The sequence below is a fragment of the Gilliamella sp. HK2 genome, from assembly GCF_001690265.1.
In the GTDB taxonomy this organism is placed as follows: domain Bacteria; phylum Pseudomonadota; class Gammaproteobacteria; order Enterobacterales; family Orbaceae; genus Gilliamella; species Gilliamella apicola_C.
The window spans coordinates 103,070-110,503 of sequence record NZ_LZGV01000013.1 but is presented as its reverse complement, the minus strand read 5'-3'; the positions used below and the strand labels follow the sequence as shown (position 1 = coordinate 110,503).

General features: G+C 35.4%; 6 protein-coding genes and 1 riboswitch. Of the genes, 4 read left to right on the top strand and 2 right to left on the bottom strand.

Features of this window, described 5'->3' with window-relative positions:
- Window positions 1–246 (bottom strand): transposase (locus tag A9G45_RS00905; protein WP_176701650.1); only part of this gene is annotated, 246 nt, incomplete at its 3' end.
- A gap of 415 nt (window positions 247–661) precedes the next feature.
- Window positions 662–772: riboswitch (TPP riboswitch) on the top strand.
- A gap of 40 nt (window positions 773–812) precedes the next feature.
- On the opposite strand from A9G45_RS00905, the gene thiB reads away from it, so the two are divergent.
- The 4 genes from thiB (at window position 813) to dinB (ending at window position 5,907) form a co-directional block, all read left to right on the top strand.
- Entirely contained in the window at window positions 813–1,817 is a 1,005-nt protein-coding gene (gene thiB, locus A9G45_RS00900; RefSeq protein WP_065568473.1) for a thiamine ABC transporter substrate binding subunit, read from the top strand.
- 14 nt (window positions 1,818–1,831) lie between these two features.
- Window positions 1,832–3,421, top strand: a complete 1,590-nt coding sequence (gene thiP / locus A9G45_RS00895) for a thiamine/thiamine pyrophosphate ABC transporter permease (RefSeq protein ID WP_065568474.1) — start codon at window positions 1,832–1,834, stop codon at window positions 3,419–3,421.
- Complete coding sequence (thiQ, locus tag A9G45_RS00890; protein ID WP_065568475.1) at window positions 3,399–4,103, top strand: thiamine ABC transporter ATP-binding protein ThiQ; 705 nt, start codon at window positions 3,399–3,401, stop codon at window positions 4,101–4,103. Before thiP ends, thiQ begins: the two co-directional genes overlap by 23 nt.
- A gap of 748 nt (window positions 4,104–4,851) precedes the next feature.
- Window positions 4,852–5,907: a DNA polymerase IV gene (dinB, locus tag A9G45_RS00885; protein WP_065568476.1), complete on the top strand. Its 1,056-nt coding sequence runs from the start codon at window positions 4,852–4,854 to the stop codon at window positions 5,905–5,907.
- Between the two features lie 79 nt (window positions 5,908–5,986).
- Here dinB and A9G45_RS00880 read toward each other — a convergent pair whose 3' ends face one another.
- Complete coding sequence (locus tag A9G45_RS00880) at window positions 5,987–7,423, bottom strand: 6-phospho-beta-glucosidase (RefSeq protein ID WP_065568503.1); 1,437 nt, start codon at window positions 7,421–7,423, stop codon at window positions 5,987–5,989.
- Window positions 7,424–7,434 lie beyond the last annotated feature (11 nt).

The following is a 7,434-nucleotide window of genomic DNA, read 5'->3' as shown; positions in this document are numbered from 1 at the left end:
TATGATTTCTTCCTGAAGCTGGGATTTTAAGCTCAGTTCGGCAAACATCTGCTTAAGCTTGCGGTTTTCCGCTTCGAGTTCTTTTAGACGTTTGATGTCTGAAGTTTCCATACCGCCATATTTTTCTCGCCATTTATAAAAAGTTGAATTACCCATGCCATATTTACGGCACAGCTCTTTAACGGGAATACCCGCTTCAGCTTCTTTTAAAATAGCTACGATTTGATGTTCAGTCATTTTTTTCATCATTAAATCCTCTTTACTTTTATCATAGAGAATTTTCTACTTTTTTGCTGTACTATTTTAGGGGGATATTTACAAAATTGTATCTATTTTAAAAGAATCTGAGGCTGATATTTCTGTTAAAGTACGGTGCTGTAAATAGGGCAAGGGTAATTCAACTTTTTATAAATGGCGGGAAAAATACGGCGGTATAAAAATTTCAGACATCAAACGCTTAATTTTGTTATGGATAAGCTGATGAAAAATTGATATCGATTCGTTTTCGAGCATTCAGCGTAGTAAGTGTCTTTTTTGTTTTAAAGCAAAATCATAAAAAAAACAATAAAATCAATGGTTGTTTTAATTTCTTGTTGTTTCGCTCACAATGCTTTATTTGCTTGGTTGTTTACAAACATAATCCTAAACACTACACTAATTAATGTTCTCAACGGGGTGCCTGAGGGCTGAGAATGTTAGATCGTTAAATTAGCATAACCCGTCGAACCTGAACTGGATCATGCCAGCGGAGGGATTTGAGTTATTATACCTACTCAAACCTTTTGTCTTTTATTTGCTATTTTGGAGGCAAAATGTTTTGTAAAAAATTGTTATTATCTTTGGTATTATCTGTACTTTTTATGGCAAATATTGCAAATGCTACCAACATAAAACCTACCTTGATTGTGTATAGTTACAACTCTTTTATTTCTGAGTGGGGACCAGGGCGGGCAATTGAAAAGGGATTTGAAGCGCAGTGTGGTTGCGAAGTTGAGATTGTTACATTAGGCGATGGCGTGTCGATTTTAAATCGAATGCGTCTTGAGGGCGATAAGACCAATGCCGATGTTGTTTTGGGATTAGACAATAATCTTTTAGAACAGGCTAAACAAGCCAATATTGTTATTCCTCACCAAATCAATAAACCCGATAATTTAAATACCAACTGGTGGGATGATGATTTTGTGCCTTATGATTTTGGCTATTTTGCTTTTATTTATAATCAACAAAAAATCAGCAATCCACCACGCTCTATGCATGAATTAGTTGATAATAAAGCCAACTGGAAGATTATCTATCAAGATCCTAGAACTAGCACTCCGGGGTTAGGTTTATTATTTTGGATAAAGAATATTTATGGTGATGATGCCTCATCAGCATGGCAAAAAATAGCTAAAAACACCGTGACAGTAACTAAGGGCTGGAGTGAAGCTTATGGGCTATTTTTAAAGGGTGAAGCTGATTTTGTGCTTAGCTATAGCACTTCACCTGTTGCTCATATTATGAATGATAATGATCATCGTTATGCTGCGGCTATTTTTGATGAAGGGCATTATCGTCAAGTTGAAGTTGCTGGTATTACTAAATATAGTCAGCAACCCGAATTAGCACGGGCTTTTTTGCAATATTTATTGACCCCCGATGTGCAACGTCAATTTGCTGAGAAAAATACCATGTACCCTATTATTAATACATCGTTACCCGAAGCTTTTAAGCAAGTTAAGCCTATAAATAAAGCGCTTGAGTTTGATGCAAAGCAAGTTGAACATAATCAAAAAACGTGGGTACGAGAATGGCAATCTGCCATTAGCAAGTAGTTTTATTTTACCTAATGTTGAAGTTAAGAATATTACTCCCAGGAATTAGCGCTGCTAGCCTGATCTTAATGATATTAGGCGCAGCACTCTTTGCGCTTTGTTTGACTGCGATTAAATTTAATAATTTAGTCGTCTATTTTGATGAGTATTTATTACATGTTATTTGGATAACTTTATTTCAAGCAACATTATCGACTTTATTATCTGTATTATTGGCAATTATCATGGCTAAAGCTTTGTCGATGGTTGATTTTTTAGGTAAAAGATTATTATTGCGCATTATGCCAATTACCTTTATTTTACCGACACTTGTTGTCGTCACTGGGCTGTTGTCGGTTTATGGTAAACAGGGCTTATTAGCGGCTGTTTTCGGTTATTTTGGTGTGCCATTTATGACATCGATTTATGGGTTAACAGGCATTTTACTTGCACATGTATTTTTAAATTTTCCGTATGCTTGCTGTCTATTCTATCGAACGTTAAATAGTGCACCAGTTGAACACAAACAGCTAGCTGCACAATTAAACTTTTCAAGTTTTACTTACTTTAAATTGATTGAGTGGCCATTACTGCGTCGGCAACTGTTCCCGATGGCTGCGCTTATTTTTATGCTGTGTTTTTCTAGCTTTGCGATCGTATTAGCGCTAGGAGGCGGACCAAAATATACAACATTTGAAGTCGCCATTTATCAATCTATTCGTGATTTAGATTTAGCTCAAGCTGTGCTTTTAGCTTGTTTACAGTTTATTTGTTGTGTTTGTTTTATTTGTTTGATGCAAAAATTTACTCATAACAATAACCACCATCAAAAACCTAATACATGCTATGTTAGGCAAAGTTACCGTTTGCCTGTTTCAAATCATTTAGCCTTTTTATGTATGATTATTATTGTTATTGGTGGGTTATTTGTTTTGCTACCGATTATGACCCTACTCATTGAAGGGGGATATTTTTTTCAATGGTCATTTTTAACTGAGTCTTTTCAACAGGCAGTTGTGTTTTCATTATTAATTGCTTTTGGCTCTGCTACTATTGCCATGTTGCTGGCATTGTTATTACTTTATACTAATAGCCGTTTGTTAATTAATCACAAAATACAGTGGAGTAATCAATTAATGTTAGTTGGATCGCTGATTTTAATTATTCCAAGTATGGTATTTTCATCAGGTCTATTTTTATTATTATTTCCCTTTGCGCATAGTTTTATCGTTGTTTGCTTTTTAATTATGCTATGTAATGGTTTGATGGCATTGCCTTTTATATTGAAAAATCTTGCTGTACCTATGTTTGATGTTGTATCGTGCTATTGGCAATTAAGTCAATCGCTTAATATTAATGGCTTTTTTCACTTTTATTTGATTGAATATAAAGCACTAAAAAGATTAATTATCCAGAGTTTTGCTTTATCTGCAATATTATCATTGGGTGATTTTGGTATTATTGCTTTATTTGGTGGAAAATCAGTGACCACATTACCGTATTATTTGTATGAACAAATATCAAGTTATCATTATAAAGAAAGCGCCGTAACGGCCGCATTATTGTTAATCTTATCTTTTAGTTTATTGGTTGTGATGGATTATGATCGAACTAAATCAAATTAATTATCATTACGATAATTTTAAAATGCATTTTAATCTCAAAATTGCAGCAAAAGAAAAAGTCGTCATTATTGGACGCAGTGGTGCTGGTAAAAGTACCTTGTTAAATTTGATTGCTGGATTTGTTTCACCAAACTCGGGGCAAATTTTACTTAACCATCAAAATATGACTCGCACCTTGCCAGGCAAACGTCCCGTTTCGATTTTATTTCAACGTAATAATTTATTTAACCATTTAACCGTTGAGCAAAATATTGGTTTAGGTATAAAACCTTGTTTAAAACTGAATGCATCTGAACGGCAAACAATAGAAGATATGCTAGTTAAGGTTAGTTTAGCAGGCTTTAACAATCGTTATCCTAATCAGCTTTCAGGCGGGCAACGGCAACGTGTGGCATTAGCGCGTTGTTTAATTCAGCATCGCCCTGTTTTATTGTTAGACGAACCATTTTCAGCGCTCGATCAAGCTCTGCGTTTTGAAATGTTGGCGTTAGTGGATCAAATTTGTGATGATTTCAATTTAACTTTAATGATGGTATCACACTATCTTGATGATTCACTTAATTATTTTTCACGTTGTTTGGTGGTTGATAATGGCAACATTGTTTTTAACGATTTACCAACACAGCTTGCACAATCTAAACATAACGAAATTGCAAAAATGTTGGGTTTTAATTATTCTTAAAAAGGGTTGAAGCTTGGAAATAACACTTTTACCTGCCTATTTTATTATTCAATATTAAGCAAATTGTAATTTTATTGAGTTAAAAAATTGCGATTAATTACTAATTTATTAATTAGATGTTTATAAATTGCACTATCTCTATTTTGTTGGTCAACGCTTAAGATTTAATTAATCTATTTAGCTTAAATTACCTTAATTATTAACAACTTTAATTAATTATTTATGCAAAATGGCCATATATGCCATAAGTTTAGTTGTTCGGCACTTAGCTCTGATAGCTTATTTTTCACTTATTTGTTTGTGCTTTACCGCTATATATTTTTATTTATGATCACGACGAAGATGTTTATCAAATACCATCCCAGAATATATTAGTAAGAAACGAGAAAACACTGACTTGAACAGTGTTTTCTGCTTTGGTTATCGTTAGCGTGAATATCAACGTATACAAACCATTATCAAACTGGTATGTCCAAACTGTGTCAATCGAAAATTTAGCGCACAAAAGGTAATTAACACATGATTAGTTTTTGCTGGATTAAGTGATAGCTTATATATTATTGAAAAAATTTTAGTTAATCGGAAATTTTCCATGAATCGATCTGTTGGATTGGTGATCCTTATGATAAAAAAGGGTTAATTGATTTTGATAAATTAGAAAAGTAGCTATCGTCGGTGTTTACACTGCCACTTAAGGTGTGATATTGTATATTTATACAGTTATATTTTATGTGCCGTGATACCATTTATGCGAAAAATTATTCATGTTGATATGGATTGTTTTTATGCCGCTGTTGAAATGAGAGATAATCCCCGTTATCGTAATATGCCTATTGCGGTGGGGGGCGATCCTCGTAAACGCGGTGTGGTGGCTACTGCCAATTATTTAGCTCGCCAATATGGTGTGCACAGTGCAATGTCAATGGCACAAGCTATAAAACTGTGCCCCAATCTTAAAATTATACCAGGCAGACATGCAGTCTATAAAGAAGTATCAAACCAGATCCACCAAATATTTAAGCGGTATACCCAAGCGATCGAGGCGCTATCACTTGACGAAGCTTATCTTGATGTGACCGATTGTAAGCTGTGTCACGGGTCGGCAACCTTGATTGCGCAAGATATCCGCCAAGCTATTTTTAAGGAACTTGAGTTAACCGCATCGGCAGGCGTTGCCCCATTGAAGTTTCTTGCCAAAATCGCATCTGACATGAACAAACCTAATGGTCAATATGTGATAACACCTGATGAAGTTGACAGCTTTATTGAACAGCTTCCTTTAAAAAAAATTCCTGGTGTGGGCAAAGTGACTGAAAAAAAGTTAGCTGATTTGGGATTATTTACCTGTCAAGATATAGTCAATTATGATGTGACTAAATTATTTAACCATTTTGGCAAATTTGGGCGAGTCTTGTATGAACGATGCCAAGGTATTGATGAAAGAGAAGTGTGTAATGACAGGCAACGCAAATCGGTTGGTGTCGAGCGCACTTTAGTTGATGATATTCATCATTGGGAAGCGTGTTTATTACAGTTTGATCCATTATTTGAAGAGCTTGAAAAACGATTAAGTAAAGTGCGTTCTGATTTATCGATCGCTCGGCAGGGAGTCAAATTTAAGTTCGATGATTTTCAACTTACCACTCAAGAGCATGTCTGGTCAAAATTAGATAAAGCCGATTTAATTAAACAAGCCCATAAAGTTTGGCTAGAACGTCGTAACGGGCGTGGCGTTCGGTTAATTGGTTTTCATGTCACGTTAATCGATCCACAAGTTGAAAAACAGCTCATTTTTCCATTTTAAGCTTTTTTCTTATAAAAAAGAGGATGCAGGCAAAGCCTGTATTCATCCTCATAGTCATTTATCAATTAATGGATAATTATCACTTTAAACTTGCACCATTGGTGCTAATGACTTTTTTATACCATTCAAAAGAATCTTTTTTATAACGCTTCATGCTACCGTTGCCTTCATTATCACGGTCAACATAAATTACACCATAGCGTTTTTTCATTTCACCAGTGGTAAATGACACCACATCAATAATCCCCCAAGCGGTATAGCCCATCACATCAACACCATCATAATCCATGGCAGTTTGCATCGCTTTAATATGAGCACCTAGGTATTCAATGCGTGGTTTGTCATGCACTTGGTTACCATTTTCGAGCTCATCAATGGCACCAAATCCATTTTCGACAATAAATAACGGTAACTGATAACGATCATATAAACGGTTTAAGGTATAACGTAATCCCTCAGGATCAATAGGCCAACCCCAGTCACTGCTTTTAATATAAGGATTTTCAACCGCATTAGGTAGTGCCCCATTAACAATGTTGTCACGATTGTCATTTTTCGCATCAGCCTTAACGACAGTTGACATGTAGTAACTAAAACCAATGTAATCAACTGTACCTTGTTTTAAATAAGCAAGATCTTCTTGGGTAATATCAAGTTTATAGCTTTCACGTTCGAACTCTTTTAATGCATATGCAGGGTAATAGCCACGAACGTGAACATCAGGGAAGAAGAAGCGTTGATGCATAGCAATTTCAGAAGCCATCATATCTTCAGGATTACAAGAGTATGGGTAAATTGGCACGTGCGAGATCATACAACCAATTTGAAAATCAGGATTGATTTTTTTACCAGCAATGACTGCTTTGGCACTTGCTAAAAGTTCATAATGAGCGACTTGGTACAGAACTTCTTGCGGATTTTCGCCTGATTTAACTTGTACACCAGAATTAGTCCAAAAGAAAATAGGATTGCTAGTATCCATTTGGTTATTGATTTCGTTAAATGTCATCCAGTATTTAACTTTATTTTTATAACGCTCAAAACATGCTGTCGCAAAACGTTCAAAAAATTCCACTGTTTTACGGTTTCTAAAACCACCATAATGGCGAGCTATATGTAATGGCATTTCAAAATGTGATAGCGTGATAACAGGCTCTATGCCATGGGCAATGAGCTCATCAAAAACATCATCATAAAAGCGCAGGCCTTCTTCGTTTGGCTCAAGCTCATCACCTTTTGGAAAAATACGTGTCCAAGCAATTGATGTGCGTAAACATTTAAGACCTAATTCAGCAAAGAGTTTGATATCATCTTTATAATGATGATAAAAATCAATGGCCGTATGGTTTGGATAAAACTTATCGGGTTCAATATCTTGAGTGATTTGTCTTGCTACGCCATGCGCACCTGCTGTCATGACATCAACTACGCTTGGTCCTTTGCCGCCTTCGTTCCAGCCACCTTCAAATTGATGAGCGGCTAAAGCACCGCCCCATAAAAATGGTTTTTTAGTCATTTTTGATTCCT